22 protein-coding genes and 2 tRNA genes are annotated in these 26,939 nt (G+C 73.0%); 8 read left to right on the top strand and 16 right to left on the bottom strand.

The features are described 5' to 3' along the window. Positions 1-3 precede the first annotated feature (3 nt). A complete protein-coding gene (locus tag P3T37_RS11740; RefSeq protein ID WP_280723663.1) occupies positions 4-999 on the top strand; it encodes a ribonucleotide-diphosphate reductase subunit beta in 996 nt (331 codons plus the stop codon). A 61-nt stretch (positions 1,000-1,060) separates the two neighbouring features. On the opposite strand, the gene P3T37_RS11735 is transcribed toward P3T37_RS11740, so the two are convergent. The 9 genes from P3T37_RS11735 to P3T37_RS11695 form a co-directional block, all read right to left on the bottom strand. Further along, complete coding sequence (locus P3T37_RS11735; RefSeq protein ID WP_280723477.1) at positions 1,061-3,313, bottom strand: glycoside hydrolase domain-containing protein; 2,253 nt, start codon at positions 3,311-3,313, stop codon at positions 1,061-1,063. Positions 3,314-3,467: 154 nt separating this feature from the next. Next, entirely contained in the window at positions 3,468-4,121 is a 654-nt protein-coding gene (gene def, locus P3T37_RS11730; RefSeq protein WP_280723476.1) for a peptide deformylase, read from the bottom strand. 92 nt (positions 4,122-4,213) lie between these two features. Further along, the gene (locus tag P3T37_RS11725; RefSeq protein ID WP_280723475.1) at positions 4,214-5,203 is read right to left on the bottom strand and encodes a hypothetical protein; all 990 of its coding nucleotides are present in this window, start codon (positions 5,201-5,203) and stop codon (positions 4,214-4,216) included. Positions 5,204-5,449: 246 nt separating this feature from the next. Then, complete coding sequence (locus P3T37_RS11720) at positions 5,450-7,117, bottom strand: HD domain-containing phosphohydrolase (RefSeq protein ID WP_280723474.1); 1,668 nt, start codon at positions 7,115-7,117, stop codon at positions 5,450-5,452. Beyond that, on the bottom strand, positions 7,114-8,640 hold the full coding sequence (locus P3T37_RS11715) for an HD-GYP domain-containing protein (protein ID WP_280723473.1): 1,527 nt from the start codon (positions 8,638-8,640) through the stop codon (positions 7,114-7,116). Before P3T37_RS11715 ends, P3T37_RS11720 begins: the two co-directional genes overlap by 4 nt. A 255-nt stretch (positions 8,641-8,895) precedes the next feature. After that, positions 8,896-9,249 (bottom strand): mycothiol system anti-sigma-R factor, encoded by a 354-nt coding sequence (rsrA, locus tag P3T37_RS11710; RefSeq protein WP_280723472.1) that lies wholly within the window; start codon positions 9,247-9,249, stop codon positions 8,896-8,898. Further along, entirely contained in the window at positions 9,246-10,184 is a 939-nt protein-coding gene (locus tag P3T37_RS11705) for a sigma-70 family RNA polymerase sigma factor (protein WP_280723471.1), read from the bottom strand. The genes rsrA and P3T37_RS11705 overlap by 4 nt, the downstream gene beginning before the upstream one ends. Before the next feature lie 76 nt (positions 10,185-10,260). Then, entirely contained in the window at positions 10,261-10,917 is a 657-nt protein-coding gene (locus P3T37_RS11700; RefSeq protein WP_280723470.1) for an alpha/beta family hydrolase, read from the bottom strand. Next, positions 10,917-11,663 carry an SOS response-associated peptidase gene (locus P3T37_RS11695; protein ID WP_280723469.1) on the bottom strand — a complete coding sequence of 249 codons (747 nt, stop codon included), beginning with the start codon at positions 11,661-11,663 and terminating at the stop codon, positions 10,917-10,919. Before P3T37_RS11695 ends, P3T37_RS11700 begins: the two co-directional genes overlap by 1 nt. Before the next feature lie 122 nt (positions 11,664-11,785). On the opposite strand from P3T37_RS11695, the gene P3T37_RS11690 reads away from it, so the two are divergent. The 6 genes from P3T37_RS11690 to hisN all read left to right on the top strand — a co-directional run bounded on the left by P3T37_RS11690 (position 11,786) and on the right by hisN (position 16,385). Then, positions 11,786-12,496 carry a M50 family metallopeptidase gene (locus P3T37_RS11690; RefSeq protein WP_280723468.1) on the top strand — a complete coding sequence of 237 codons (711 nt, stop codon included), beginning with the start codon at positions 11,786-11,788 and terminating at the stop codon, positions 12,494-12,496. Positions 12,497-12,556: 60 nt separating this feature from the next. Beyond that, positions 12,557-13,891, top strand: a complete 1,335-nt coding sequence (gene aroA, locus P3T37_RS11685) for a 3-phosphoshikimate 1-carboxyvinyltransferase (RefSeq protein ID WP_280723467.1) — start codon at positions 12,557-12,559, stop codon at positions 13,889-13,891. Between the two features lie 16 nt (positions 13,892-13,907). Next, complete coding sequence (gene rsgA / locus P3T37_RS11680; RefSeq protein ID WP_280723466.1) at positions 13,908-14,963, top strand: ribosome small subunit-dependent GTPase A; 1,056 nt, start codon at positions 13,908-13,910, stop codon at positions 14,961-14,963. Between the two features lie 99 nt (positions 14,964-15,062). Next, a complete protein-coding gene (locus P3T37_RS11675) occupies positions 15,063-15,386 on the top strand; it encodes a multidrug efflux SMR transporter (protein ID WP_280723465.1) in 324 nt (107 codons plus the stop codon). Positions 15,387-15,406: 20 nt separating this feature from the next. Beyond that, the gene (locus tag P3T37_RS11670) at positions 15,407-15,529 is read left to right on the top strand and encodes a hypothetical protein (RefSeq protein ID WP_280723464.1); all 123 of its coding nucleotides are present in this window, start codon (positions 15,407-15,409) and stop codon (positions 15,527-15,529) included. A gap of 58 nt (positions 15,530-15,587) precedes the next feature. Further along, positions 15,588-16,385 carry a histidinol-phosphatase gene (gene hisN, locus P3T37_RS11665; protein WP_280723463.1) on the top strand — a complete coding sequence of 266 codons (798 nt, stop codon included), beginning with the start codon at positions 15,588-15,590 and terminating at the stop codon, positions 16,383-16,385. A 76-nt stretch (positions 16,386-16,461) separates the two neighbouring features. Here the strand turns inward: hisN and P3T37_RS11660 are convergent, their stop codons facing one another. Further along, a complete protein-coding gene (locus tag P3T37_RS11660; protein ID WP_280723462.1) occupies positions 16,462-17,940 on the bottom strand; it encodes a catalase in 1,479 nt (492 codons plus the stop codon). 114 nt (positions 17,941-18,054) lie between these two features. Between P3T37_RS11660 and P3T37_RS11655 the strand changes: the two genes are divergently transcribed. Beyond that, positions 18,055-18,465 carry a Fur family transcriptional regulator gene (locus P3T37_RS11655; protein WP_280723461.1) on the top strand — a complete coding sequence of 137 codons (411 nt, stop codon included), beginning with the start codon at positions 18,055-18,057 and terminating at the stop codon, positions 18,463-18,465. Between the two features lie 18 nt (positions 18,466-18,483). On the opposite strand, the gene P3T37_RS11650 is transcribed toward P3T37_RS11655, so the two are convergent. The 6 genes from P3T37_RS11650 to P3T37_RS11625 form a co-directional block, all read right to left on the bottom strand. Beyond that, the gene (locus P3T37_RS11650) at positions 18,484-20,430 is read right to left on the bottom strand and encodes a tetratricopeptide repeat protein (protein WP_280723460.1); all 1,947 of its coding nucleotides are present in this window, start codon (positions 20,428-20,430) and stop codon (positions 18,484-18,486) included. A 324-nt stretch (positions 20,431-20,754) separates the two neighbouring features. After that, the gene (locus P3T37_RS11645) at positions 20,755-22,752 is read right to left on the bottom strand and encodes a glycosyl hydrolase family 18 protein (protein ID WP_280723459.1); all 1,998 of its coding nucleotides are present in this window, start codon (positions 22,750-22,752) and stop codon (positions 20,755-20,757) included. 90 nt (positions 22,753-22,842) lie between these two features. Beyond that, positions 22,843-24,309 carry a glycosyl hydrolase family 18 protein gene (locus tag P3T37_RS11640; RefSeq protein WP_280723662.1) on the bottom strand — a complete coding sequence of 489 codons (1,467 nt, stop codon included), beginning with the start codon at positions 24,307-24,309 and terminating at the stop codon, positions 22,843-22,845. Between the two features lie 283 nt (positions 24,310-24,592). Next, positions 24,593-26,530, bottom strand: a complete 1,938-nt coding sequence (locus P3T37_RS11635; RefSeq protein WP_280723458.1) for a BTAD domain-containing putative transcriptional regulator — start codon at positions 26,528-26,530, stop codon at positions 24,593-24,595. Positions 26,531-26,663: 133 nt separating this feature from the next. Next, positions 26,664-26,737: transfer RNA gene (locus tag P3T37_RS11630), tRNA-Met, on the bottom strand. Positions 26,738-26,857: 120 nt separating this feature from the next. Beyond that, positions 26,858-26,931: transfer RNA gene (locus tag P3T37_RS11625), tRNA-Met, on the bottom strand. Positions 26,932-26,939 lie beyond the last annotated feature (8 nt).

The following is a 26,939-nucleotide window of genomic DNA, read 5'->3' as shown; positions in this document are numbered from 1 at the left end:
AAGATGCTGCTCGACCCCGGCTTCGAGCTGACGCTGCGTCCGATGCGCTACCCGTCCTTCTACGACCGCTACCGCGACGCGATCAAGAACACCTGGACCGTCGAGGAGGTGGACCTGCACTCCGACGTCGCCGACCTCGCCAAGCTCAGCGAGGGCGAGCGGCACATGATCGGCCGGCTGGTCGCCTTCTTCGCGACCGGCGACTCGATCGTCTCCAACAACGTGGTGCTGAGCCTCTACAAGCACATCAACTCCCCCGAGGCGCGGCTCTACCTGTCCCGGCAGCTGTTCGAGGAGGCCGTGCACGTCCAGTTCTACCTGACGCTGCTCGACACCTACCTGCCCGACCCCGAGGACCGCAACGCGGCCTTCGCCGCGGTGGAGAACATCCCCTCCATCCACCAGAAGGCGCAGTTCTGCTTCAAGTACATGAACGCGGTCGACCACATCGACTCGCTGCAGTCCAAGGACGACCGGCGCGCGTTCCTGCTGAACCTGATCTGCTTCGCGGCCTGCGTCGAGGGGCTGTTCTTCTACGGCGCCTTCGCGTACGTGTACTGGTTCCGCAGCCGCGGCCTGCTGCACGGCCTGGCGACCGGCACCAACTGGGTGTTCCGTGACGAGTCCATGCACATGGACTTCGCGATGTCGGTGGTGGACACCGTCCGCGAGGAGGAGCCCGACCTCTTCGACGACACGATGGCCAAGCAGGTCACCGAGATGCTGGAGGAGGCCGTCGAGGCCGAGCTCCAGTTCGCCCAGGACCTCTGCGGCGAGGGCCTGCCGGGGATGAACACCGCGTCCATGCGCGAGTACCTGCAGGCGGTCGCCGACCAGCGCCTGGCCCGCCTCGGCATGCCGATCCGGTACGGCTCGACGAACCCGTTCGGCTTCATGGAGCTGCAGAACGTCCAGGAGCTGACCAACTTCTTCGAGCGCCGGGTCTCCGCCTACCAGGTGGCCGTCGAGGGCTCGGTCGCCTTCGACGACGACTTCTAGGCAACTGACAACGGGGTCGGCCCCGGCGGCAACTGCCGCCGGGGCCGACCCCGTTCGCGTCTCAGCGCGCGTTCGTCCAGGTGCCGGTGGCCCAGAGCGCGCCGCTGGGGCTGGTGTTGCCCGGACGGTAGATCACCAGGTTGCCGTCGTCCTGCATGGCCAGCGTCGCCCCGGGGTGACCCCACGTACCGCTGGACCAGAGGGCGGCGCCGTCGCCGCGGTAGACCACGAGGTTGCCGTCGCCCTGCATCACCGCGTACGCGCCCGGGTTCCAGTTGGTCCCGGTCGCCCAGAGCGCGGCGCCGTCCCGCTTGCGGTACATGACGAGGTTGCCGTCGCTCTGCATCACCAGGCGGGTGAGTGCGCCCTGTGTCCAGTGGCCGGCGGTCAGCGGGCCGCCCCACCAGGCCGCCTCGGTGCCGCTCGCCCAGGCGGCGGTGCCGTTGGCGCGGTAGAGCACGACGTTGCCGTCGTCCTGCACGGAGAGCGATCCGTTGAAGCTGCCGTAGGTGTTGCTGGCCCACAGCGGCACGCCGTCCGCGCGGTAGACGACGAAGTTGCCGTCCCACTGCATCAGCGCGTAGGCACCCGAGTTGCCGTAGGTCTGGGAGGACCAGAGCGCCTGGCCGGGGCCGTAGCCGCCCTTGAGGTAGACGACCAGGTTGCCGTCCCACTGCATGGAGAGCGTGACGTTGGCGCTGGTCAGGCTCTGGCCCGGGCCCAGCCGCTGGCCGGGGGACATCAGCTGGCCGGTCGCCTGCGAGCTGACGTTCAGCGCGCTGGCGTCGATGTTGACGCTCACCCCGCCGTACGTCTCGGTGGTGCCGCCCTCGTACTGGTGCGCCCGTCGGCCGCCCGACCAGTAGGTCGGCCCCGGCAGGCCCATGCCCGCGTCGGAGACGTCGTGGTGGGAGTTCCAGGCCGCCGACCAGATGACGTCGGGTGCCGGGTACGAGGTGTCCGCGTAGTGCGCGGACAGGTCCTGAACGCCGCTGCTCGCGCTCGCGTAGACGCCCGAGCGGTAGCCGTTGCCGCGCAGCGTCGAGGTCCAGCCGGACAGGTAGGCCAGCACCCGGTCCCGGTAGGTCCCGGAGTCGTAGCTCTCCATGTCGTTGTAGAGCACGGCGCCCTGGTGGAAGCCCAGTGCCGAGGCCTTGTGGATCGCGTCCATGGCGGCGTCGCGCCCCTGCTGGACGGCGGTCGCGCCGTCGGCGGAGATCAGCACCGAGCCGACCGAGGCCTGCGGGCCGACGTAGATCGGCATGAACGACCAGCCCTCGGCCGCCCGGCCGCCGACCCAGTCGGCGGTGAGGTTCGGCTGGGCGCAGGCCTGCGCGGGGCCGCCGATGTAGATGCCGACCGCGCGGTAGGGCGAGTTGGCCGCCCAGTTGTCCATGGTCGAGGCGGCGGGGGCGCTGCAGGTGTCGAAGGCCAGTGAGCCCGAGTCGGTGGTCGGCACGGCCATCGCGCTGTGCGGGGCCGCCGTCGTGGTGTGCGGGGCAGCGGTCGTGGTGTGCGGGGCGGCGGTCAGGTTGCGCGGGGCCGCGGATGCGGCCGGGGGCGCCGCCGTCACGCTCGCGCCGGCCAGGATCCGGTCCACCTGCTGCGGGTCGGTGCCGTAGGTGGCCGTCACCTGGAGGCCGGTGCCGCGGATCTGCGCCTCCAGCTGGTGGTCGGCGGCGCCGGCCGCGAGCACCGAGGCGGGCAGCGCCGTACCGGGGTCGACCACCTGTACGGCCGGCCCGCCGGCCGGGGCCGGCTGGATCAGCAGGGCGTCGGTGCGCCCGGCGATCAGGTGGGCGGGGCAGTCCTGGTCGGCGCCGGGGGTGCCGAGGTAGACCGCGTTCTCGTCGAAGCGGACGCAGGCGTTGGGGTCGCTGGTGAGGTCGACGACCTGCCAGCTCGCGGGCACCTTGAGCTGGTAGCCCTGGTACCGGACGTCCTTCATGCCGCCCTGCTGCGGACCCACCTGGGGCGCGGCGCTCTTCGCGGCGGGCGCGGCGGGCGCGGCAGGCGCACTCGCGGCCGGTGCACTGGCCGCGGGCGCGGCAGGCGGGGTGGCGGCGGCCGGGGCGGCGGCCTGCGGCGCGGGGGCCTGAGCGGCAGGCGCGGCCTGCGCGGGCACCGAGGCGGAAGCGGACGGAGCGGCCGAGGGAGCAGCAGCCGCCGCCGGCGCGTCAGCCTGCCCGGCGGCCGGCTGCGGAGTCCCGGGCGTCCCGACGGGCTCGGCAGCCTGGGCCGTCGCGAGCCCGGTGGAGAGCCCTGCGGACGTGAGGAGTAGGACGGCGGCGCTGTTGCGCAAACGTCTCTGCATGACGAGGAGCCCCCTGGGCCGGACATGTGAACGAAGTGCTGGCGCCATACCCTACGCACGCGCGCATACCGGTCCGGACACCGCCCTGTCACAGAACTGCTGCACCGTCACGCCGGACGGGGGCCCGCACCCGCGAACCCCCGCCCGCCGAGCGTCAGTTGTTGGGCACCGTGGCGTACTTGGCGGTTCCCTCGGCCATCTGCTTCAGCGCGTCCTTGCGGTCCCGCTTGGAGAGCTTGTCGATGTAGAGGAAGCCGAACAGGTGGTCGGTCTCGTGCTGGAGGCAGCGGGCGAAGAAGCCGTTGCCCTCCACCCGGATCGGGTTGCCGTCCTTGTCCTGGCCGGTCACCGCGGCGTAGTCCGGGCGGGCCAGCTCGGCGTAGGCGGTGGGGACCGAGAGGCAGCCCTCGGTGCCGTCGTCCAGCGTCCGGCGGTCGACCGGGAGGTCCACCAGCACCGGGTTGACCACGTGGCCGATGTGCCGCACGCCGTCGTCGTCCGGGCAGTCGTAGACGAACACCTTGGCGTCCACGCCGATCTGGTTGGCCGCCAGGCCGACGCCCTCGGCCGCGTACATCGAGACGAACATGTCGTCGATCAGAGCCGCGAGGTCCGCGTCGAACTCCGTGACGGTCCTGCACTCCCGGTGCAGGACCGGGTTGCCGACCACCGTGATGGGGCGCGCGGTGCCCTTGGAGAGGTCGGGCTCCTCGCCGACCACCTTGACCGGCGCATCGGCCGCGCCATGGTCGTGGTCGTGGTCGTGCGCGTGGTCGTGGTCGTGCGTGTGGTCGTGCTGATCGGCCATCGCTACTGTCGCTTTCTAGGGCTCTCCGGGTGACAGCCCCTAGCGTACGGCTCCGCCGACTCCGGTGATCCTTACACCAGGCGGGCGAAGGGTCAGCAGACCTCTTCGAGGTCGCGGTAGGCCCGGGTGGACGGCGAGGCCGCCGCCCAGCGGTCCAGCAGCAGCCGGACCAGCCCGGCCGGCGCCGCGATGCCGCACTCCCGCTCGACCAGCCAGGCCATCCCGCCGCTGCCCTGGCTGAGGTGGCTGAGGTGGCCGGGGTGCGCCTCGTCGCCGTCGTCGTGCGGGTCGTGGTGCACGGTACGGCCGTCGTCGGTGACCATCCGGCTCTCCGAGCAGGCCCGGCAGAGCAGCCGGACCGAGGACGTCCAGTCCTCCGCCGCGTACCCGGCGTCGGCGACCAGGCGCTCCAGCGCGTCCCGGTCGGCCTCGGTGGCGGCCTGGAGCAGCACCACGTACGTCGGCACCGGCGAGGGGGCCCAGAGCTCGATCTCGTCGAAGACCGGGAACGCCGTGCCGTTCGCCACCCGCTCGCCGTGCGGCGCGCCGTCGTGCAGCACCACCTCGCCCCAGCGGCGGCCGGAGGAGGGCAGCGGGATGGAGAGCACCTCGACCCGGGACGGGTCCAGCCGGCGCCCCCAGACCACCTCCGACTCGCCCTCCGGGGAGAGCCGGACCGGGGTGGTGCCGAGGTCGAGGCGGACCGGTTCGTCCGGCGCCGCGCCCGGCCCGCTGGGCAGCCGCAGCCCGTACGCCTGCCAGGCCCGGCGGGCCAGCGGCCAGTCCTGCAGGGCGGTGGCGGTGATGCCGAGGTTCCACCAGTCGGGGGCGCCGTGGTCGCGGTCGAGCAGCGCGACGGCGCGCAGGCCGGCCGCCCGGGCCTGCTCCCAGTCCCGCCGGAACTTGTGCAGCAGGGCCAGGTTGAACCAGGAGTCGGAGAGCCAGGGCTCCAGGTCTGCGGCCATCACCAGCAGCGCGCCGGCGTCCTCGTACCGGCCGTTGCCGATCAGCGTGAAGGCCCGGTCGGTCGTCTGCCGCCAGGTGGCGGACGGCCGGTGCCGTGCCCGGTGGAAGATCTTCACGTTGCCCTGCCGCCTGTCCGCTCGGTCCTGCTGAATCCTGCCGGGGGTCCGGCCGCTCCCGGCTGGTTTCTGCCAGGGGCCTGCCGACCCGCGTCCCGCACGGTTCCCGCTGCCCGACACCGCTGCCGCCACCGGCGGTCCGGCCTGGCGGCCGGCGCCGGGGGCACGAAGGCCCCGGATCGGGTGTTCCACGCTACGACCGCATCCAACCACGGCAGCGGCAGGGTCCGCTCCCTGCACGGTGGTTCACGTGCGCTCCCGCCGTCCAGCACTTCCGTGGCCGCCCTCCGCCGCCGGTGGACGGGCCCGGACGGAGGGCCGCCGCGCGGGCGCCGCCGTGGCGAAGGCGCCGGCGCCCGGGCCGAGCCGGGCCAGTGCCTCCACCACCAGCGGGTCGTAGGTGCCGTCGCCCTGGGCGCGCAGCACGGCCAGCACGCGGGCCCGCCCGGCCGGGGCGGACCGGTCGAGCAGGTCGTCGTGGGCGTTGGCCACCCGGATGATCCGCGCGGCCAGCGGCAGGGTGCGGTCGGTACGGCCGTCCGGGCCGCGCGGCGGGTCGGCCAGCCTGGCGACCTGCTCGGCGACCTGCGCCGGGACGCCGGTGCGCCGGATCACCTCGCTGCCGAGCCTGGCGATCCGCTGCTGCTCGGCGTCCGGAAGGGTGGCGGTGGCGCCGTCCGGGACCGGCTCGACCAGCGAGAGCTGGCCGATGTCGTGCATCAGTGCGGCGTGCTCCAACAGGGCGAGCTCCCGGGAGGTCAGCCCCAGCTCGCGCCCAAGCGCGCACGCCGTGTCCGCGACCCGGCGGGCGTGGCCGGGCGCCGTGTACCCCGCCACCTCGGTGGCACGGGCCAGCGTGGCGATGGTCTGCCGGTAGGTGGCGCGGATCGCGGCGGCCCGGCGAAAGGACGCCTGGGCCAGCAGCAGCGGGGCGCAGAACACCGGCAGGGCCCACAGTCCGACCTCGCCCGCCGCGAGGCTGACCAGCATCCCGGTGGCGGCGATCGCGGAGCCGATGCCGGGCAGCGCGCGCAGCTCGTCCTCCAGCACCGCGCCGAAGCGCCGGCTCCCGCCGCGGGCGTCCGGCAGTACCGGGCAGTCCCGGTCGCGCTGCTGGAACGCGGCCAGTACGGCGTCGCAGAGCGCGGCGAGCGCCGCCACGGCGGTCAGGAAGACGCCGTACGCGGGCCCGGCCAGCGGGAGGCGGTCCAGCGCGCCGCCGTTGTAGAGCGGCTGGAAGAGCGTGGCGGCGAAGGCGACCGCGAGCAGCCGCCGGGCGGCCTCGTCGCGGCGGGGCGCGCCGGGCAGCCGGTGCCGCAGCGCGCCGGTGCCCCGGCCCTGTCGTCGCCGCCGGAGGTTCAGCGGGTGGTGCGGCTGGTGCGGCGCGTGCCGATGCTGCCTCGGCTGGAGGTGCCGCGGGTGCCCGATCGGCGGCGAGCGCCTGGGCCGCGGGACGCTGCCCGCGCCGCCCGGACGGCCGCCGCGACCGGCCCACCCGCCCGTCCGGCCGCGCAGCCACGGCAGCACCGAGGCCCGCAGCAGCGCGCCGCCGGCCAGCCCCGTCGCGGTCACCGCCACCACCTGGAGGACGCCGTGCCCCGTGGGGAGCCCGCGCAGCGGCCCCAGCAGCGCGTACGCGAGCGCCGCCGCCGCTCCGAGCGGAGCCTGCTCGCGACCGCCCGGATGGCCGATCCGGGCGGCCTCGCCGACCGCGATCAGCGCCGCGAAGGCGCCCGCCACCCGGGGGTCCGCCACCCCGCCCACCGCCACCGACCCGACCGCCACCGCCAGCAGCACCAGCGCCACGGCCTGCACCGCGGGCGCGCCGCCGGCTCCGGCCGCAGCCCGGCCGCGCACCCGGCGAACCTGTCCCGCCCTGCTCAGCACCTCGATCGGTACGCGTCGCGCCCTCATCGCGGACCGCCGCTCAGCGGGCGCGGCGCCGGCTCCGGCACGCCGAGCGGGATGTCCGGCACCCGTTCCTCGTCCCCGTCCACCGCCGGGACGACCGGCTGCCAGCCGTGCCGGCCCACCGCCGCGACCAGTGCGTCCACCATCGCCGGGTCGAACTGGCTGCCCGCGCACCGCCGCAGCTCCGCGACCGCCTCCCCGACCGGCCGTCCCCGCCGGTAGGAGCGGGTCGAGGTCATCGAGTCGAAGGCGTCGGCGACCGCGATGATCCGCGCGAACTCCGGGATCCGCCGCCCGACCAGCCCGTGCGGGTAGCCCCGGCCGTCCATCCGCTCGTGGTGGTGCAGGATCCCGGCGTGCGCCTCGCCGAGGAAGTCGATGCCGCGGACCAGCTCGTGCCCGTACTCCGGGTGCACCTCCACCGCCCGCCGCTCCGCATCACTGAGCGGACCGTTTCTGCGCAGAAGCTCGGTGGCGACCCCCAGCTTGCCGACGTCGTGCAGGATGCCGGCGAAGCGCAGCGTCTGCAGCCGCTCCCCCGCCATCCCGAGCTGGGTGGCGATCAGCACCGAGGCCCGGCCGACCCGTTCGCTGTGCCCGCGGGTGTAGGCGTCCTTGATCTCCACCGCCTGGACCAGCGCCTCCACCGTGGCCTGGTGTGCCACCCGCTCCCGGTGCCCCTGGGCGAAGACCCACGCCGAGATGGAGAGCGGCAGCAGGGCGAGCACCGCGGCGAACGCGCCGTACGGTCCCTGCCAGAGCACCGCCACCATCAGGCCGCCGAGCGCGTGCCCGATCGCCGGCAGGCCGAGCACGGTGAGCGCACCGCGACACAGCTCCTTCACCGGCCGGTGCTCGGCGAGCAGCCGGATCCCGGCCACCAGCACCCCGTTGACCAGGCAGAACACCAGAACGGCGACCAGCGGCGGGAGCAGCGCGGCCGGATAGCGGGCGCCGAACAGCAGCCGCGGGCCGGCCATCAGATGGAAGAGGCAGGCCGCGCACCAGGCGGCCAGCGCGAACTGGGCGGCGTTCCAGAACCGGCGCAGAGCCTGCGGTGCGGCGCCGGGGCCGCTCAGTGCGGCCGGCAGCGCGACCAGGGCCGCCGCCGCCGGGGGCAGCATCAGCACGCCGGCGAAGAGCACCGGCAGGAAGGCGTTGGCACTGGCCCGCACCGGCGCCCGCCGATCGCCGCCGGCCACCCAGGCGCTTTCGCGGCCGACCAGCCGCGCGGCCAGTCCCCAACTCTGCTGCGCCATCAGCAGGCAGGGGGTCGGCAGGCCCTGCGCCACCGACTCCCAGCAGGCGTGCAGAAAGGCCAGCAGGGCGATCTTCGGCCAGTCCACCGGTGCCCCGAGCCAGCCGGGCAGGCCGGTCCCGGGGAGCAGCGGCAGCAGCGAGCAGCCCGCCGCGGCCAGGATCAGCAGGACGTAGAGCCGTGCAGCCCCGGGGAGCCGTGCGGGTGGTGTCCGATCAGGGAGCGCCCGGCCCCCGCGTGCGACAGCGATCTCAGCCTCCCCAACCACAGGGCCCGTCCGGCGGCCGGGTCTTGGACCGACGAGCTCTCCTACCGGCCCGCCAGGTGAATACCCGTCAGGAGGATAGGGCTCAGCCCGCCGCTGGGGACCCGTCATCGCGTATTGCCCAAGCGGGAACTGGCCACACTCACCCGATCGGGTGAGACCGCCGTGCTGACCGCAGCCGACCGGCAGACGCCGAAGGGGCCCGAGAGCAGTGCTCTCGGGCCCCTTCGCGCCTAGATCGACCGATCTGGGCCGTGATCAGTCCGCCGGGGCGGCCGCCACCGGACCGGCGGCCAGCAGCCCGCCGTCCCCGTGGCCGGCACCCTCCGCCGCCAGCAGCGGCTCGACGGCCCGCTGGCCGGCCCGGATGCCGTCGATCCGCGCCAGCACCTTGCTGCGCAGGTCGGACGGCGTGTCGTCGCACCCGCAGGAACGCTTGATCAGAGCCTTGATGGCCTGCTCCAGACCGTACTTCTCCAGGCAGGGCGAGCACTCGTCGAAGTGCTGCCGCAGCTTGGCGCAGTCCCCCTCGGCCATCTCGTTGTCCAGGAACTCGTACAGGTGATCAAGCACCTCGCCGCAGTCCGTGTCGTGCGGACCTCCGCAGCTCATGAGCCCGTCCCTTTCGACTCGCTCCCGGCCGCACTGCCCGCCGGGACCAGTCCGCGTTCGCGGGCGTAGCCCTCCAGCATGCCCCGCAGCTGGCGGCGGCCTCGGTGCAACCGGGACATCACCGTACCGATGGGGGTCCCCATGATGTCGGCGATCTCCTTGTAGGCGAAGCCCTCGACGTCCGCGAGGTAGACCGCGATGCGGAACTCCTCGGGAATCGCCTGCAGGGCGTCCTTCACGTCACTGTCCGGCAGGTGGTCCAGGGCCTGGGTCTCGGCCGATCGCAGCCCGGTCGACATGTGCGACTCGGCCCGCGCCAGCTGCCAGTCCTCGATCTCCTCGGCGGCGGTGCGCTGGGGCTCCCGCTGCTTCTTCCGGTACGAGTTGATGAAGGTGTTGGTCAGAATGCGGTACAGCCAGGCCTTGAGGTTCGTGCCCTCGCGGAACTGGTGGAAGGAGGCGTAGGCCTTGGCGAACGCCTCCTGCAGCAGATCCTCTGCGTCGGCCGGGTTGCGGGTCATCCGCAGCGCGGCCGAGTACATCGGATCGAGGTACCCCAGGGCGTCACGCTCGAAGCGTCCCCGCCGGGCCTCCTCGGTCTCGTCCGAGGACACCCGGAAGGTGTCCTCGCCGATCGCCTCCGCCAGTTCCTCGCCGGTCAACGGCTCGGAGCCGGGCTCGGCAGCCGGATCAGCCGACAGCTCGGCCCCGGCCACCGGATCGTCCCCGGTCAGCCCTGTGTTCGGCTCGTCCTCGGTCGCGACGACCGGACCCACCTCCTCGGCATTACGGGCCCGGCTCACTCCGAGCCCACCCGCCACCGAGGATATCGGGCCTGCGGGCTTGTCACCCGCGGCGAGCCAATCCGACCACGGGATGAAGGCACTCTCGGCGCTTCGCTCCTCGGGCCGCTCCGGGCACACGATCGAACCCATGTGTGCTGCCTTTCCGTGTTCGGGCAGTGCTGACAGAGGGGTAAACCCGCCCTCGGGCAAAGGCATTCCCAGCCGCTCACAGCCCGACGGATTCCGCCAGCCAGGCCGCGACGGACCCGGTGATCAGCTCCAGCACCCCGTCCCGGCCGAGCGGCGCCGACTTCGGAACGGCGAATCCGTGGCCGGCGTTCGGCACCGGGACGAGCCGGTGGGTCGGCGGCAGCTCCGGGTACTCCGCCGGCGTCCCGAACGGGTCCGCGGTGCCCTGCACCACCAGCGTCGGCAGCCCGCTGCCCAGCAGCTCCTCGGCCCGCGACTTCTCCGGCTTCCCCGGAGGGTGCAGCGGGAAGGCCAGCGCCAGGACGGCCGCCGCCCCGCTCGCCGCGCCCGTACGGCAGACCACCCGGGCCCCCGCACTGCGGCCGCCGACCACCAGCGGCAGCCCCTCGGCGGCCAGCCGCTCGGCGATCGGCAGCCAGGCCAGGTCCAGGGTCTTCGGCGCCGGACCGATCTTCTTGCCGGCCACCCGCCAGGGCTGCTCGACCAGCGCGACGGCGAACCCGAGCGCGGGCAGTGCCGCGGCCAGCGCCACCAGGTCCGCCGCGCCGATCCCGCCGCCGGCGCCGTGCCCGAGGCCGAGCACCGCCTTCGCCGGTCCGGCGGGCCGGTGCCAGCTGATCCGGGCGTCCCCGACCGGGGTGGGAACCAGGGTGGTCTCGACGTCGTCGGCCATCAGAACAGCAGCCCTTCCTCCTCGGGAGTGACCTGTGCGGTCAGCCCCGGATGATTGTTGCGGACACTGCCCACCGCGGCGGAGACCGGCGCGACCTGCAACAGGCCCGGTTCCGGCGCCACCAGCAGCGAGCGCGCCTGGTCGGCGTCGCAGAGCGCGGGGTCGAGCCAGGCGTCGAAGGACTGCGGCTGGAGGTAGAGCGGCATCCGCTCGTGGATCGGGGCGAGCAGCTCCTCGGCCTCGGTGGTGACGATGGTGCAGGTCACCAGCCAGGCCTCGGGGTGGTCGGCGGGCCGGCCGCGGTCGCGCCAGAACTCGTACAGCCCGGCCAGCGCCAGCGGTGCGCCGTCCACCCGGCTGACGAAGTACGGCTGCCGGCGCGGCCTGGTCTCGCTAGGCGCGGTCTGCCACTCGTAGTAGCCGTCCACCGGGACCAGGCAGCGGCGGGAGGCGAAGGCCTGCCGGTAGGAGGGCTTCTCGTGCACGGTGTCGGCCCGCGCGTTGATCATCTTGACCGCCGACTCGGGCGACCTGGACCAGGCCGGCACCAGCCCCCAGCGCAGCACCCTCAGCTGGCGCACCGGCGCGGTACCGCCCTTGGGTATCCGTTCCAGGACGACCCGGACCGGTTGGGTCGGGGCCACGTTCCAGCTGGGCGCGAGCGTCTCGGCCGGGTCCCACTGGGCGACGCCGAAGTGCTCGACGATGTCCTCCGGCGTGGTGCTCGCCGCGAATCGACCACACATACCGGCAGTTTCCCATGATCCCCCGGGCCCGTGAGCGGGCTTCCGGGAACCGGTGACTACCCCGCGGCTGTCCCTCCATGGGAGGCTGCCCTCTCCCCCGACACCTGCCCTCTGGACGAAGCATGGACGACCACAACATCACCGCCGTCTGGCAGCGCGTCATCGGCACCCAGCCGGACCCGCCGCGCTGGCTGGTGCTGGCCTGCGCCGCGGCCGCCCTGCTGGCGATACTGCCGCACCCGGTCTGGCGGCTCAGCCGCAACGTGGTGACCATCGCGCACGAGGGCGGCCACAGCCTGGTCGCGCTGCTCACCGGCCGCCGACTGGACGGCGTCCGGCTGCACTCGGACACCTCCGGCCTGACCGTCTCCTCCGGGCGCCCGACCGGCCCCGGCATGATCCTCACCGCCGCGGCCGGCTACACCGCGCCCTCCCTGCTCGGCCTGGGCGGGGCCGCCCTTCTCGCCGACGGGCGGATCACCGCGCTGCTGTGGATCTCGATCGCCCTGCTGGCCGCGCTGCTGATCATGATCCGGAACGCCTTCGGGCTGCTCTCCGTGGTCGCCACCGGGGCCGTCTTCTTCGCCGTCTCCTGGTTCGGCAGCGCCCAGCTCCAGGCCGTCTTCGCCTACCTCGGCGTCTGGTTCCTGCTGCTCGCCGGGGTGCGCCCGGTCGTCGAGCTGCAGAGCAAGCGCCGACGCGGCGGCGCCCGCGACTCCGACGCCGACCAACTGGCCCGCCTCACCGGCGTGGGCGCGCTGCTCTGGGTGACCCTCTTCCTGGTGGTCGCGCTGTCCTGCCTGCTGGCCGGCGGCAGCCAACTCCTTCGTTAGACCGTCCACGCCTTGGGCCGCACGCGGAGCGCCCGCGCCGCGCCCCCCTAAACTGGCGGCATGACCGAGACCCTGTGGCCCGCCCCCGTCGCGACCGCCGCCGTCGACGCGACCGTCACCATCCCCGGATCCAAGTCCGTCACCAACCGGGCCCTGGTGCTGGCCGCGCTGGCCTCCGAGCCCGGCTGGGTGCGCAGGCCGCTGCGCAGCCGCGACTCCCAGCTGATGGCCGACGGCCTGCGGGCGCTCGGCGTCGGCATCGAGGAACAGGTCAACAACACCAGCGGCGGCAGCGGCGGCGGGGAGGCCTGGCGGGTCATCCCGGCCGGCCAGCTGCGCGGCCCGGCTCAGGTGGACGTGGGCAACGCGGGCACGGTCATGCGCTTCCTGCCCCCGCTGGCGGTCCTCGCCGACGGTCCGGTGCACTTCGACGGCGACCCGCGCAGCTACGAGCGCCCGCAGCACGGCGTGATCGACTCGCTGCGCGCGCTGGGCGCCCGGATCGACGACGGCGGCCGCGGCGGCTTCCCGCTCACCGTGCACGGCACCGGCGCGCTGGACGGCGGGACGGTCGAGCTGGACGCCTCGTCCTCCTCCCAGTTCGTCAGCGCCCTGCTGCTCTCCGGCGCCCGCTACAACCAGGGCGTGGAGATCCGCAACATCGGCGGCCCGGTGCCCTCGCTGCCGCACATCCGGATGACGGTCGACATGCTGCGCCTGGCCGGCGTCCAGGTGGACGCCCCCGAGGACGGCGGCGAGAAGGACGTCTGGCGGGTCACCCCCGGCGCGCTGATCGGCCGCGACGTCGTCGTCGAGCCGGACCTCTCCAACGCCGCGCCGTTCTTCGCCGCGGCCCTGGTGACCGGCGGCCGGGTGACGGTCCGCGACTGGCCGCGGCACACCACCCAGCCCGGTGACCAGCTGCGCGAGATCTACACCCGGATGGGCGGCAGCCACCGCTTCACGGACGAGGGCCTGGAGTTCACCGGCAGCGGCCGGATCCACGGCATCGAGGCCGACCTGCACGACGTCGGCGAACTCACCCCGGTGATCGCCGCCGTCGCCGCGCTGGCCGACTCCGAGTCGCACCTCTACGGCATCGCCCACCTGCGGCTGCACGAGACCGACCGGCTGGCCGCGCTGGCCAAGGAGATCAACGACCTGGGCGGGGACGTCTCGGAGACCGAGGACGGCCTGCGGATCCGTCCGCGCGCGCTCAAGGGCGGGGTCTTCCACACCTACGAGGACCACCGGATCGCCACCGCCGCCGCGGTGATCGGCCTGGCCGTCCCCGGCGTCCAGGTGGAGAACATCGCCACCACCGCCAAGACCCTGCCGGACTTCCCGCAGATGTGGACCGACCTGCTCGATCCGCCGGCGGCGGCGGGCGTCTGAGCGGGAGTACGGGAACATGCGCCGTTACGGCAAGGACGCCGACGAGGACGACATCCGCAACCGCCCGAGCCCCAAGGGCTCCCGGCCGCGGACCAGGATCCGGCCCAAGCACGAGGACGCCGACGAGGCGATGATCCTGACCGTCGACCGCGGCCGGCTGACCTGCCTGGTCGAGGCGGGCACCAAGCGCGAGCGCGAGGTGGTCGCGATGAAGTCCCGGGAGCTGGGCCGCAAGGGCGTGGTGGTCGGCGACATCGTCAACGTCGTCGGCGACCTCTCCGGCGAGCCGGACACGCTGGCCCGGATCGTCCGCGTCGAGGAGCGCAGCTCCGTCCTGCGGCGCACGGCCGACGACGACGACCCGTACGAGCGGATCGTGGTGGCCAACGCCCATCAGTTGGCGATCGTCACCGCGCTGGCCGACCCGGAGCCCCGGCCCCGGCTGATCGACCGCTGCCTGGTGGCGGCCTACGACGCCGGCATGGAACCGCTGCTGGTGCTCACCAAGTCCGACCTGGCCCCGGCCGCGCCGCTGCTGGAGACGTACGCGCCGCTGGGCATCTCCTACGTGGTCACCCGCCGGGACGAGCTGGAGACGACCGGCGCCGAGGCGGTCCGCGAGCACCTGCGCGGGCGCTCGACGGTCTTCATCGGCCACTCGGGAGTCGGCAAGACCACCCTGGTCAACGCCCTGGTGCCGCTGCACCAGCGGAGCACCGGCGTGGTCAACGCGGTCACCGGACGCGGGCGGCACACCACCGTCTCGGCGCTGGCCCTGCGGCTGCCCCCGCCGCCGGGGGTCAAGCCGGGCTCCAAGAAGGCGCTGGACCCGGGCTGGGTGATCGACACCCCGGGGTTCCGCTCGTTCGGTCTGTCGCACATCGACCCGTCCCGGGTGATCCACGCCTTCCCCGACCTGGAACCCGGCACGGTGGACTGCCCGCGCGCCTGCAGCCACGACGAACCCGACTGCGCCCTGGACGCCTGGGTCGAGGACGGCCACGCCGAGCAGGCCCGGCTCTACTCGCTGCGCCGCCTGCTCTCCTCCCGCGAGAGCAGCGAGGGCGACTGAGGGCCTGTCGGCCGAGGTGTCGGATCACCCGCCAGCGGTGATCATAAGAGCGTCGGTTGACCACGGCCGACGCTCTGTCAGACCCAGGGAGACGAGCCGATGGCATGGTTGATGGTCGTCCTCGCCGGACTGCTGGAAACCGGCTTCGCGATCAACCTCAAACTGAGCCACGGCTTCACCCGGCTCGTCCCCACCGCCCTCTTCGCCGCCTTCGCCCTCAGCAGCTTCGGCCTGCTCACCCTCTCCCTGAGGACCCTCCCGGTAGGCAGCGCCTACGCGGTCTGGACCGGCATCGGCGCGGCCGGCACCGCGATCTACGGGATGATCTGGATGCACGAGTCCACCTCGGTCCTGAAGCTGGTCTCGATCAGCCTGGTGATCGCCGGCGTGGTCGGCCTCCAACTCAGCGGCTCCGGCCACTGAGGCCTGGATGTCGGCGGGGTGTGCCACGCTACACGGACGCCGTGCACTTCGACTTCGGCCGCTCGATCCCGCTTCCCGAGCCCTTCGGTTTCGCGATCGACACCAGCGCCTTCCCCGCCTACTGGTCGTCCGACGGGTCCTGACTGTCCGACGTGCGAGCCGAACTGTCGGGATCGTGGGCGGCTCGCTACTGTTCGACGCATGGCCGACTACCACGACGATCTCCGCCTCGCCCATGTCCTCGCCGACTCGGCCGACTCGATCACCCTGGAGCGCTTCCGGGCGCTGGACCTCAAGATCGAGACCAAGCCCGACCTGACGCCCGTCAGCGACGCCGACAAGGCGGCCGAGGAGCTGGTGCGCAGCGTCCTCCAGCGGGCCCGGCCGCGTGACGCGGTGCTGGGCGAGGAGTTCGGCCTGGTCGGCACCGGGCCGCGGCGCTGGGTGATCGACCCGATCGACGGGACGAAGAACTACATCCGCGGCGTGCCGGTCTGGGCCACCCTGATCGCCCTGCTGGAGGTCAGCCCGGACGGCGAGGAGGTTCCGGTGGTCGGCATCGTCTCGGCCCCGGCGCTGCAACGCCGCTGGTGGGCGGCGAAGGACCTGGGCGCGTACGCCGGACGCAGCCTGGCGAAGGCCTCGCGGATCCACGTCTCCAAGGTCTCGCGGATCGAGGACGCCTCGCTCTCCTTCTCCTCGCTGACCGGCTGGGAGGAGCGCGGCCGCCTCGACCCCTTCCTGGACCTCACCCGGGCCTGCTGGCGCACCCGCGGGTTCGGGGACTTCTGGTCGTACATGATGCTCGCCGAGGGCGCGGTGGACATCGCCGCCGAGCCGGAGCTGAGCCTGTGGGACATGGCCGCGCCGTGCATTGTCGTCCAGGAGGCCGGCGGCCGGTTCACCGGACTCGACGGCGTGGACGGCCCGGGCGGGGCCGACGCGGTGGCCTCCAACGGGCTGCTGCACGAGGAGGCCCTGCGCCGGCTCAGCGTCTAGGACCAGCATGGGTGCGGGCCCCGGAACCAGTGCGGTGGACTGGTTCCGGGGCCCGCGGTCTTGAGGGGTGCGCGCGTTACTTCTGCTTGCGCAGCTCGCGCACCGCGGCCTCCAGGCGGCTGCCGTAATCGGCGTCGGCCTGGCGGAAGTTGTCGATCGCGCGCTCGACGATGTCGTCGCGGTCGGCCGACACGTTGGCGATGAAGCCGGCCAGGTTGGCTATCAGGCGGGCCTTCTCGTCCTCGCTGAAGAGCCGGTAGAGGTTGCCGGCCTGCACGAAGTCGCTGTCCTCGCTGTGCGAGGGCGCCACGTGGGTGCCGGTCACGCCGGTCACCGGGGTCTCCGCCCAGAGCGCGCGGCCGGTCTCGACCGGGCCGCCGAAGCTGTTCGGCTCGTAGTTCTTCTGGCGGCCGTGGCGGCCGTCGTAGAGGTAGCCGTCGCGGCTGTTGGTGCGCGCCTCGGCGGCGTGCGGGCGGTTCACCGGCAGGTGGTCGGCGTTGATGCCGACGCGGTAGCGGTGGGCGTCCGCGTAGGCGAAGAGCCGGCCCTGGAGCATCTTGTCGGGGGACGGGCCGATGCCGGGCACGAAGTGGCCCGGGGAGAAGATCGACTGCTCGACCTCGGCGAAGACGTTCTCCGGGTTGCGGTTGAGCTCCAGCTTGCCGATCTCGATCGGCGGGTAGTCCGCGTGCGGCCAGACCTTGGTCAGGTCGAACGGGTTGAAGCGGTAGTTCGCCGCGTCGGCCGCGGGCATGATCTGCACCTGGACGGTCCAGCTCGGGAACTCGCCGCGCTCGATCGACTCGCGCAGGTCGCGCTGGTGCGAGTCGGGGTCGGCGCCGGCCAGCGCGGCCGCCTCGTCGGCGGTCAGGTTCTTGATGCCCTGGTCGGTCTTGAAGTGGTACTTGACCCAGAAGTACTCGCCGGCCTCGTTTTGCCACTGGTAGGTGTGCGAGCCGTAGCCGTTGAGGTGGCGGTAGGTGGCCGGGATGCCGCGGTCACCGAAGAGCCAGGTCACCTGGTGGGTCGACTCGGGCGACAGGCCCCAGAAGTCCCAGACGTTGTCCGCCTCCTGGGAGCCGGTGTACGGGTCGCGCTTCTGGGTGTGGATGAAGTCCGGGAACTTGATGGCGTCCTTGATGAAGAACACCGGGGTGTTGTTCCCGACGAGGTCGTAGTTGCCGTCCTCGGTGTAGAACTTCAGTGCGAACCCGCGCGGGTCGCGGACCGCGTCGGCCGAGCCGAGGTTGCCGGCCACCGTGGAGAAGCGCAGGAAGGTCTCGGTCTGCTTGCCGACCTCGGAAAGGAACTTCGCCCGGGTCCAGGCGCTCACGTCGGCGGTCAGCGTGAACGTGCCGTAGGCGGCGGCGCCGCGGGCGTGCACCACGCGCTCCGGGATGCGCTCGCGGTTGAAGTGCGCGAGCTTCTCGAAGAGCAGCTGGTCCTGGATGAGGGCCGGGCCACCGATTCCCGCGGTCGCGGTGTTCTGGTTGTCGGCAACGGGCGCGCCCGCCTCCGTGGTCAAGATTGGCCGCAGCTCTTCCTGGGCAGTCATGGGAGCACCTTCCGCGTCATCCGGTCGTTTGCGCTGTCCTGTGGACTCGATCCTAGCTTGGACTTTGTCTAAGTCAACACTGGAACCAAGTCCAGAACTTGCTACCCTGAGACCATGAGTGACCTCCTGGAGCGACTGCGCACGCGTGGCTGGCGACTGACCGCGCAGCGGCGCGTCGTGGCCGAGGTTCTCGACGGCGACCACGTCCACCTGACCGCCGACGAGGTGCACGCCCGCGCGGTGTCACGCCTCCCGGAGATCAGCCGCGCGACGGTCTACAACACGCTCGGCGAGCTGGTGATCCTCGGGGAGGTCCTGGAGGTCAGCACGGACGGCCGCGCCAAGCGCTACGACCCGAACGCGCACCACTCGCACCAGCACCTGATCTGCTCCCGGTGCGGCACGATCCGCGACGTCCACCCGGTCGGCGACCCGCTCGCCGCGCTGTCGGCCGACGAGCGCTTCGGCTTCGCCGTCTCCGGCGCCGAGATCACCTACCGCGGGCTCTGTCCGGACTGCCACTGACCCCCTGGCGGGAAGCCGTCAGGCCGTCATCTCCGGGTGCAGCGCGTCCAGCAGCCGGGCCGCGCGCTCAGCCACCTCGGCCGGACCGCAGTCGGCCGCCCGCCGGCACCAGTTCTCCGCCTGGACCGGCTCGCCCCGCCGCAGTGCGAGCAGCGCCAGACGCAGCGCGGCCCGCCCGTGGCCGGCGTCGGCCGCCCGGGTGTACCAGAGCATCGCCTCCGGCTCGCGCTCCTGACGGGCCAGCAGCAGGCCCAGGTTGAAGGCCGCGCTGCGGCTGCCGCCCTCCGCCGACCGGCGGTACCAGCTCTCCGCGATCTCCAACGCGCCGCGCTCGGCGGCGCGCACACCCATCCGCACCTGGGCCCGGGCATGGCCGGCGTCGGCCGCGATCGCGTACCAGTGCTCGGCCTCGGCCTCCGCGTCGCCGCGCCGGTCCAGCAGCGAGGCGAGCCGGAAGGCGCCCTCGGCGGAGCCGCCGACCGCCGCCTGGCGGTAGCGGTCCAGGGCCGCCGGCAGGTCGCCGCGCTGCTCCTTGGCCACCGCCAGTTGCAGCGCCGCCTCGCCGTGGCCCTCGGCCGCCGCCCGGGCGTACCACTCCTGCGCCTGCTGATGCTCGCCGCGACCGGCGTGCAGGACACCGAGGTTGAAGGCGCCGTCCACGCTGCCGGCCTCGGCCGCCTTGGAGAACCAGGGCTCGGCACCGGACTCGTCGCCGCGCTGGAGCAGCACGACGGCCAGCGCGTTGCACGCCTCCCGATGCCCGGCGTACGCGGCGCGGCGGTACCACTGCTCGGCCTGCGCGTCGCGGCCGGCGCCCACGCAGAGCAGCCCGAGGTTGAACGCGCCGTTGTGATCGCCCGCGTCCAGCGCGACGCGGTACCAGCGCTCGGCGGCGGCGTCCTCGCCCCGGCTCGCGTGCAGGGCGCCCAGCGCGTTGGCGGCGTTGCCGTCGCCGGCCTCGGCGGCCTCCTGCCACCACTCGGCGGCGGACGGCAGGTCGCCGGCGTCGCGCAGCATGAAGCCCAGCGCGCAGGCCGCCCGCGGCTCGCCGTTCTGCGCGGACTGCCGGTACCAGCGCGCAGCCTCGTCCCAGAGCCCCTGGTCGCCCTGGGCGCGCTCCTCGACCAGGACGCCCAGGCGCAGCGCGGCCCGGCCGTGGCTGCGGACGGCCGCTGTGCGGTACCAGGTCTCGGCGCTCTCCTTGTCGCCGGCCGCCTCGCGCATCCGGGCCAGCCGGTAGGCGGCCTCGCGGTGGCCGGCGTCGGCGGCGGCCTTGAACCAGCGCTCGGCGCGCACGTCGCGCCGGTGCTCCATCAGGTCGCCCAGTGCGTAGGCGCCCAGCGCGTGGCCCTGCTCGGCGGCGAAGTGCAGCCAGTACTCGGCGGCCTCCTCCTCGCCCTGGTCGCGCAGGTGCAGGCCGAGCGCGTGCGCTGCCGGGGCGCTGCCGGCGACGGCGGCCTGCCGCCACCACTGGCCGGCCTCGGAGCGGTGTCCGCGCTGGTGCAGCAGGACGCCCAGGTTGTTGGCGGCGGCCCGCAGCCCGGCGGCGGCGGCCTTGCGCAGGTACGGCTCGGCGTCGTCCAGCTCGCCGCGGCGCAGCAGCAGCGCGCCGAGCAGGCTGGCCGCGTTCGGGTCCCCCGCCTCGGCGGCGGCGCGGTGCCGGGTCTCCAGCGCGGCGGACTCCCGGGCGGCGAGTTCGGTCTCGAAGCTGAGGTGCTCGAAGTCGGCGTCCGCGGCCGCCGCCGAGCTGCCGGTGCCGCCGGTGTTGCCGAGCGGTGAGTAGCGGCCGGGCAGTTGCGGGACGGGGACGTGGACCAGGCTCTCCGGCCCGTACGAGCGTCCCCGGGTCAGTGCGCTCCTGCGCTGGGCGGGCACCGGGGCGGATGCGGGCACGGGTGTGACGGCCTCGTCGCCGTGCTCATGGACGGGGCCGGATCCTGGCGAGTTCCTGCCGATCAGCTTCATGCCGACTCCCGCTCCCCCCGAGTGCCGCGCTGTCCGCCGGGGGCAAGCCGGGGCGTACGGCTCGTCAACAGCCGTGCACCGTCCCCCATGTGGTCCATCGTCGCATCACCCGATACCCGCGTACACCTGCCCCGCGAACATTTGGCGGGCCGGGCCGAGGCCGGCGAGATTGCCTCAGCGCTTTGTCGATTTCCCGACACTTGCGCCTCACAAACCCCCCACTGCCAATGGGGATGAACCGAGCGTCCGCCAATAGTACCGGAGGCGGCGCCACCGCTTCGGTGACACCGCCTCCGACCTGCGCGGGAACGGCGCGTCGGCGCCTCAGCTCACGCTGAGATCGTCCGCGTAGTACGTGCCCTGGCCGTACCAGCCGTGCACCCAGACGGTCACCGAGGTGACTGCGGCGCCGGTGGTGAACTTGGTTGAGAGTTGGGACCAGTTGGAGCCGCTGGTCCAGGTCGAGGTGTCCGCACCCGAGCCGGTCACGCCGAGGTAGGTGTAGCTGCCCTGCACCCAGCCGGAGAGCGTGTAGGTGGTGTTCGGCTTCACCGTGACGGTCTGCGAGCACTGGGCGTCGTCACCGGCACTGGCGGCGCCGGCGAGGGCGTGCGAGCCGGAGTGCACCGGGCTGCTCACCACCGAGCCGAGGTTGCCGGTGCAGGTCCACGGCGAGAGCGAGCCGGACTCGAAGCCGCCGTTGACCACAATGCCGCCGGTCGGCGTGGGGGTCGGGGTGGGCGTGGGGGTCGGCGTGGGTGTGGGAGTCGGCGTCGGAGTGGGCGTGGGGGTCGGCGTCGGCGTGGGGGTCGGCGCCGGGCAGTTGGCGGCCGAACCGTCGGTGTCCGCCACCGCCGTATTGAACAGCGTGGCAGCCGCGTCCAGGTCGTACAGCGAGAACATCATCGTCCCGCCCAGGCCGTTGCAGTGCAGGTAGTCGCTGGTGGCCTGGAGCGACTGGGAGTCCTCACCGGACCAGAAGTTGGTGCCGTCGTAGAAGTACGCGGCCTGCGAGCTCGGGTCCCAGAAGGTGTCCGCCGGATTGTCGACGACTCCGGAGAGCTCCTTGTACATCCGGATGCCCGCCACATCGCCCGAGTCGGCCGCTCCCGCCGCCGGGCCGCTCGCCGTCTGGTAGAGCCCGTGGCTGCTGCCCGCCGGCACACCGGTCCACCCGCGGTAGTAGAACGGCACGCCCATGTTGAGCTTGGCCGCCGGGAACCCGCCGGGTATCCCGTACTGCGGATCACCGACCGTGTAGGCCTTGATCGCCTCGTTCGCCGAGTACTTGGAGGTTCCGGGCGCGATCGCGTTGGACGGGTCGGCCGGGTTCTCGTACAGCGGCGACTGGTGGTTGGTGGGCCCGGTGGGCTCCCAGCCGCCGTGCATGTCGTAGGTCATCGGGTCGCCGAACGTCAGGTACTGGCCGATCTTGTCGGTCTCGACGGATCGGATCTTGTCCTGCCCGGCCGGCAGCGCCGCCGAGAGCGAGTACGTCCTGCCGTCCGCCGTACCCTGCGCGTTCAACTCGGTGCGGAACTCGGCCAGCAGGGCCGTGAAGTTCTGCTTGTCGGCCGTGCTGGCGTGGTTGCCGGTGTGGCCGCCGCCGCCCGGGTACTCCCAGTCGATGTCGAAGCCGTCGAAGATGCCCTTGCCGGTGTCCGCGCCGCCGTAGCCGTTCTGCGAGGGCAGGTTGCCCTTGATGAACATGTCGATGCAGGAGCTGACCAGCTTCTTGCGCGAGGCGTCGGTCGCGGCCGCGTCCGAGAAGAACTTGGAGTAGGTCCAACCACCCAGGCTCAGCACGACCTTGAGGTTCGGGTTCTTCGCCTTCAGCTCCTGGAGCTGGTGGAAGTTGCCGACGATCGGCATGTTCCAGGCGTCCGCGGTGCCGTCCACGCTGATGTCCGAGCCGAAGCTCTTCCCGTAGTCGGCGAACGAGTCGCCCGCGCCGTCACCCGCGTTGGGGTTGTTCTCGTCCTGCGAGGCGGCCGAATTGGCCTCGAAGCAGGTGAGGTTGGTCGGGTCGATGTTCTCGAAGTCGTAGATCAGGTAGTTGAGCTTGCTCGCCTCGCCGGAGCTGTCGACGTTCTTCAGGTAGAAGGCGTTCTGGTACACCGACCACTGGTCGTAGTACGCCACCTTCATCCCACCCGAACTGGCGGGCGCGCCGGTCGTGTTGGTGGCGGCGGCCAGTGGGGTGGCCGTCGGGAGGTTCTGTGAGGCCTGGGCATGGGCACTGCCCAGCACCGACATGGCCGCTCCCAGCAGCAGTCCGGCTGCCGAGGTCACCGCCCATGCCGATCGACTGGTTCTGCGCATTCGCTCTCCTGTGATGTGGGGGAAGGGCCGTCCGCCGCCCGGATCGACTGGTGGGGCGGGCAGCGGACGGGAGCGACGGGAGGCCTCGGGTCAGCTCATGCCGTGGAGGTGGCCGCCGACCGTTCCGGCAATCGAATTGCCGTTACTGGCATCCCAGTTGGTGGACCAGGTCATCGCACCGCCGATGCCCGGCCAGCTGGTGGGGGGCTTGAACGAGCCGCAGTTGGTACCGCTCGCGAGGCAGTCCAGGGCGTTGTCCACGACGCTCGGCGAGACGTAGCCGCTGCCGGCCGCGCTGGTCGAGGCGGGGACCCCGAGACCGACCTGGCTCGGCGCGAGGCCGCCCTGCAACTGGATGCAGGCCAGCGCGGTGAGGAAGTCCTCGCTGCCCTCGGAGTAGACGTTGCCGTCGCAGCCGTTCATCGAACCCGAGTTGTAGTACTGCATGTTGACGATGGTCAGGATGTCCTTGGTGTTCAGCGCCAGCTGGAAGTAGTCGCCGCCGGTGGACTGCATGTCGATGGTCTGCGGCGCCATCGTCAGGACGAAGCCGCTGCCCGCCATCGCCGCCAGCGAGTGCAGCGCGCTGCCCATGTAGGTGGCGCTGACGCCGTTCTCCAGGTCGATGTCGACGCCGTTGAACCCGTAGCTCTGCATCAGCGCGTAGGCACTGCCGGCGAAGTTGGCGGCCGCGGTGGAGTCACCCACCGAGATCGTGCCGTTCTGGCCGCCGATCGAGAGCACCACCTTCTTGCCGGCCGCCTGCTTGGCCTTGATGTCCGCCTTGAACTGGGCATCGGTGTAGCCGCCGAGCTTGCTCGACAGGGTGCCGTCCAGCGCGAAGGTGATCCCGCCCGGCTTCGACGGGTCGGTGTCGGCGAAGGCCACCGCGATGATGTCGTAGGCCGGGTTGACGTCGCTGAGCCGCTGGTCGGTGGCGCCGTTGTCGAAGTCCTGCCAGTAGCCGGTCAGCAGGTGCCTGCCGCCGCCGGGCGGGGTCGTCGTGGGGGACGGCGAGGTCGGCGGGGCCGTCGTCGGCGGCGCGGTGGTGGGGGGCGGGGTGGTGGGAGGTTGCGTCGTCGGCGGGGCCGTCGTCGGCGTGCTGGTCGGGGACGGCGCCGGACCGGCGAGCACCAGGTCGTCCGCGCCGTACGCGCCCGTCCCGTACCAGCCGTGCAGGTAGATCGTCACCTGGGTGGTGGAGGCACCGGTGGTGAAGCCGGTGGTCAGCTGGTTCCAGGCGGAGTTGGTGCTCCAGGTGGACGTGTCCGTCGCGCCGGTCCCGCTGTCCCCCAGGTAGACGTAGCTCCCCTGCACCCAACCGCTCAGCGTGTAGGAGGAGTTGGGAAGGACAGCGACCTGCTGGCTGCACTGGGCGTCGTCGTTGCCCACCGGCGTGGCCCGCAGCGCGTACGAGCCGGAGTGCACCGGACTTCCGGTCACGGCACCGGAGTTCGCGGTACAGCTCCAGCCCGCCAGGGTGCCGGTCTCGAAGCCCGGGTTCTGCAGCAGGTTGGCGACACTCGCGCCGGCGCTGGCGCTCGCTCCGGAGACCACAAGGACGGTGCCGGCCGCGGCCAGGGCGAGCGCGGCCACGCAGGCCAGCGCCGCTCGTGGGGCCGAACGAGCCGACGAGCGGCGCTCGGCGGGTCTTCTCTCGGTCTGTCTGGTCGCACGGTGCACGAGGCAGCTCCTCTGGGTCAACAGGACGCGTGACACAGGCAGAGTGGACTAGACCAAATAGTCGGTCAAGACTCCCTGACGGGCCGGGGACAACCCGCTCGACACCGACGTGGTACAGACCTTTGCGGCTACCCCGCAGCCCTGGCATCGCCGCACGTCAGTCCTCTGCGCGCTGCTGCCCGGGTTCCGCGGCCGCCATCCGGATTCCATCCCGCGTCCATCCGGAGGTCCGCCCGAAGAGCGCCGCGAGCGGGTGCAGCCGGTATCCGCCCTCGGCCGTCCGGCTCAGCAGACCGTACTCGGCGAGCAGGTCGAGCAGGTCCTCGGCCCGGTCCTCGCCGACGCCGAGCAGCTCCGCCGCCGCCAGGGGGCTGTAGTCGGCCGGGCCGAGCCGGCTCAGCCGGCGGAACGCGAGCCAGCCGGCCAGCCCGTCCGGCGCCCGGCGCAGCCGCTCACCGCAGGAGGCCAGGGCTCCGCCCACGCCGCGCCCGCCGGGGCTGAGCTCGGCCAACCGGCGCCGCTCGTCGGCCAGCCGGCCGGCCAGCCGCACCAGCCCATCGCCGGGGCGGGCGGCCACCCGGGCGGCGGCGGCCCGCAGGGCCAGCGGCACCCCGTCGCAGACCGCCAGCACCGCCTCGACCGCGGCCTGCTCGGCGTCCACCGCCCCGGCGCCCGCACCCGCGCCGTCGACCAGCCGCCGCAGCAGCCGCACCGCCTCGGCCGGTGCCAACCGACCGAGCAGAACCGTGCGGGCGCCGGGCAGTTCGCCGAGCCGGGAGCGCGCGGTGACCAGCACCGCGCAGCCGGCCGAACCGGGCAGCAGCGCCGCCACCTGGGCCGCACTCTGCGCGTCGTCCAGCACCAGCAGCAGTCTTCGCCCCGCGCTGACCGACCGGAACAGCGCCGAGCGCTGCTCCAACTCCCCCGGCAGATCGCCCGGTTCCACCCCCAGATCGGCGAGCAGACGGGCCAGCAGCTCATCCGCCGCACGCGGGCGCCCGTCCGGTCCGTGCAGGGACGCGTACAGCTGACCGTCGGCGAACTGCTCGCGCAGCCGCTGCGCGGCGTGCACGGCGAGCGCCGTCTTGCCGATCCCCGGCGGCCCGCTGATCACGGCCACCGCGACCGCCGTCGCCCGGCGCGACGCGGTGGGCTCCGGTCCGGAGCCCAGTGCCCGGAACAGCGCCCGGAGTTCGGCCGAACGTCCGGTGAAGTCGGCAGGATCGAGGGGGAGTTGGGCCGGCCGCCAGACCGCCCGCAGCATCCCGCCGGGCGGCCGGCCCGACCGGGCAGGCTCAAGGCCGAGTTCGAGCGCCGGATCGGCCCGCAGCATCCGCTGGTGCAACTCGGCGAGCTCGCGGCCCGGTTCGAGCCCCAGCTCGGCGACCAGCAGGCGGCGGGTCTCCGCGTAGACGGCCAGCGCCTCGCTGCGCCGGCCGGCCCGGTAGAGCGCCAGCATCAGCAGCGCCCGCAGCCGCTCCCGGTGCGGCTGCTCGGCGGCCAGCAGGGCCAGCTCCGGCACCGCCTCGTGCTGCCGGCCGGTCAGCAGCGCCACCTCGAACCGCTCCTCCTCGGTGGCCAGCCGCAGTTCGGTGAACCTCCCCCGGTGCAGTGCCGCGTACGGCCCGGGCAGCCCGTCCAGACCGGCCCCGCGCCACAGGCCGAGCGCGCGGTCCAGAGCGGCGCCGGCGCCGGCCAGGTCGCCGGCGGCCCGCAGCTCGCGGGCCCGCAGCCGGTCCTGCTCGAAGACCTCCAGGTCCAGCCGGCCTGCCCCGACCGCCAGGCGGTACCCGCCACTCCAGGAGGAGAGCACCCCGCCGAGCGACCGGCGGGCCCGCTCCGGCTCCAGCACCTGCCGCAGCCGGGCGACGTACGTGGCGATCAGGCCGGACGCGTTGGCGGTGGCCCGGGAGCCCCAGACCGCCTGGACCAGCTGCTCGCGCGAGACCGGCTCGTTGGCGTTCAGCAGCAGCACCGCGAGCACGGCCTGCTGCATCGCCGGCCCGGCCTCGCGCACGGCCTGCTCCCGGTGGATCCGCAGCGGACCCAGCAGTTCGTAGCGGAGCGGCACGCCGTCCGCACTCCCGGAGGACATCGTTCCACTCCCCTCCGCCCCGGGCGGAGAGCGCAGGGCGGACCCAAAAGTGGACCAGCTCGCGGGCCGCGTCAACTCCCGTCGCGGAAAACGAAGAAGGCCCGGAGGATAACCTCCGAGCCTTCAACGAGAGTAGCGGGGACAGGATTTGAACCTGCGACCTCTGGGTTATGAGCCCAGCGAGCTACCGAGCTGCTCCACCCCGCGTCGTTGTGTTGTAAACATAGCACGTCAGGGGCGTGAACCGTGCATCGCGCCCCCAGGGCGGGCGGACGCCCCGGAAAACGAAGAAGGCCCGGAGGATAACCTCCGGACCTTCAACGAGAGTAGCGGGGACAGGATTTGAACCTGCGACCTCTGGGTTATGAGCCCAGCGAGCTACCGAGCTGCTCCACCCCGCGTCGTTGTG

The sequence above is a fragment of the Kitasatospora sp. MAA4 genome, assembly GCF_029893355.1.
Lineage (GTDB): Bacteria > Actinomycetota > Actinomycetes > Streptomycetales > Streptomycetaceae > Kitasatospora.
This window is presented reverse-complemented; position numbering and strand designations above follow the sequence as displayed.

Bases quoted from the DNA above. Each gene is read 5' to 3' on its own strand.
- P3T37_RS11740 (WP_280723663.1), top strand. From the start codon at position 4: ATGCTGCTCGACCCCGGCTTCGAGCTGACGCTGCGTCCGATGCGCTAC.
- P3T37_RS11735 (WP_280723477.1), bottom strand. From the start codon at position 3,313: ATGCAGAGACGTTTGCGCAACAGCGCCGCCGTCCTACTCCTCACGTCC.
- def (WP_280723476.1), bottom strand. From the start codon at position 4,121: ATGGCCGATCAGCACGACCACACGCACGACCACGACCACGCGCACGAC.
- P3T37_RS11720 (WP_280723474.1), bottom strand. From the start codon at position 7,117: ATGAGGGCGCGACGCGTACCGATCGAGGTGCTGAGCAGGGCGGGACAG.
- rsrA (WP_280723472.1), bottom strand. From the start codon at position 9,249: ATGAGCTGCGGAGGTCCGCACGACACGGACTGCGGCGAGGTGCTTGAT.
- P3T37_RS11705 (WP_280723471.1), bottom strand. From the start codon at position 10,184: ATGGGTTCGATCGTGTGCCCGGAGCGGCCCGAGGAGCGAAGCGCCGAG.
- P3T37_RS11700 (WP_280723470.1), bottom strand. From the start codon at position 10,917: ATGGCCGACGACGTCGAGACCACCCTGGTTCCCACCCCGGTCGGGGAC.
- P3T37_RS11695 (WP_280723469.1), bottom strand. From the start codon at position 11,663: ATGTGTGGTCGATTCGCGGCGAGCACCACGCCGGAGGACATCGTCGAG.
- P3T37_RS11690 (WP_280723468.1), top strand. From the start codon at position 11,786: ATGGACGACCACAACATCACCGCCGTCTGGCAGCGCGTCATCGGCACC.
- aroA (WP_280723467.1), top strand. From the start codon at position 12,557: ATGACCGAGACCCTGTGGCCCGCCCCCGTCGCGACCGCCGCCGTCGAC.
- rsgA (WP_280723466.1), top strand. From the start codon at position 13,908: ATGCGCCGTTACGGCAAGGACGCCGACGAGGACGACATCCGCAACCGC.
- P3T37_RS11675 (WP_280723465.1), top strand. From the start codon at position 15,063: ATGGCATGGTTGATGGTCGTCCTCGCCGGACTGCTGGAAACCGGCTTC.
- hisN (WP_280723463.1), top strand. From the start codon at position 15,588: ATGGCCGACTACCACGACGATCTCCGCCTCGCCCATGTCCTCGCCGAC.
- P3T37_RS11660 (WP_280723462.1), bottom strand. From the start codon at position 17,940: ATGACTGCCCAGGAAGAGCTGCGGCCAATCTTGACCACGGAGGCGGGC.
- P3T37_RS11655 (WP_280723461.1), top strand. From the start codon at position 18,055: ATGAGTGACCTCCTGGAGCGACTGCGCACGCGTGGCTGGCGACTGACC.
- P3T37_RS11650 (WP_280723460.1), bottom strand. From the start codon at position 20,430: ATGAAGCTGATCGGCAGGAACTCGCCAGGATCCGGCCCCGTCCATGAG.
- P3T37_RS11645 (WP_280723459.1), bottom strand. From the start codon at position 22,752: ATGCGCAGAACCAGTCGATCGGCATGGGCGGTGACCTCGGCAGCCGGA.
- P3T37_RS11635 (WP_280723458.1), bottom strand. From the start codon at position 26,530: ATGTCCTCCGGGAGTGCGGACGGCGTGCCGCTCCGCTACGAACTGCTG.